At 38.7% G+C, this 1013-nt stretch carries 1 protein-coding gene; it reads right to left on the bottom strand.

Annotated features, from left to right (window positions below):
- Positions 1 to 174 precede the first annotated feature (174 nt).
- The gene (locus tag Hs30E_RS11020; protein WP_172209971.1) at positions 175 to 840 is read right to left on the bottom strand and encodes an anti sigma factor C-terminal domain-containing protein; all 666 of its coding nucleotides are present in this window, start codon (positions 838 to 840) and stop codon (positions 175 to 177) included.
- Between the last annotated feature and the right edge of the window lie 173 nt (positions 841 to 1013).

Genomic DNA, 1013 nt, shown 5'->3' with positions numbered 1-1013 from the left:
GATTCAAAGGTTGGACGTTTAACGCCAACTAGACGTTTAAAATGACTATCGCTGAGTTTCGTGAGGGATTCATAGTTCATGACTATAGTATAACAAATTTTTTTATTTTTGGGAGAAGTCTATTATACCGCTTTGGTCAATGAAGGTCAAATTATTTAGATTAGAAAATTCAAGTCATTTCGTCGGCATCAGATAAGGTAAAATCTCCGTTTCAAGCCCCACATTTGTCGCATAAACATAAGATTCTTCATCAAGTTTCGCCAAATTTTCCGTCCGACCGCTAACGATAACACCTGCAAATTTCGCTGTTTTCAAAGTTGGGTATTTCTCAACTTGTTTACGCGCATCTTTATAAATATCAACGCTACCAATAATTGCCCCCTGCGTCTTAGTAGCCTGTTTAACTGCCGAAACAAAAGACGAATAATCATAACTCACCCACTCCTCTGCCTTCAAACTAGCTGTCAGCTTACCATTTTCATCCGCATTGATACCAATCGTATGGTCAAGCAAGTCTAGCGCATCTAAAAGATCGCTATCCGTGCCAATCCAGTACCAATTAATCAACAAATCTTTCGGAATCTTTTCTTGAATTTCAGCATAAGTCAAGGGTTCATCAAAACTTACCGCAACTTCAGCAACATGATTTTCCAGCGCCGTCAACGTTTTCGCCTCATGCGTGACTTTTGTCTCAAGTTCCTCGTCCCTTTTTTTAGAAATGGGGTTGAAAAACATCGGAACTTTCTGACCATTTCCCCGATTGAAAGCACCGATTGTCTCATCTTTAGAAGTTGGTACAATCATCGGACTATTCGCCAGCCAGCCATTCACATTAAACATATCAAAGTTAATCTCAATTGGTGTTGTTGCAAGTCTATAACCGTCAATATTAGACTTCTCCCAAAAATAAAAAAATTTGTTATACTATAGTCATGAACTATGAATCCCTCACGAAACTCAGCGATAGTCATTTTAAACGTCTAGTTGGCGTTAAACGTCCAACCTTTGAATCT

This window comes from Pseudolactococcus hodotermopsidis (assembly GCF_011170085.1).
Lineage (GTDB): Bacteria > Bacillota > Bacilli > Lactobacillales > Streptococcaceae > Pseudolactococcus > Pseudolactococcus hodotermopsidis.
Note: the sequence above shows the minus strand (reverse complement) of the source record. Positions and strands in the feature narration are given on the sequence as shown.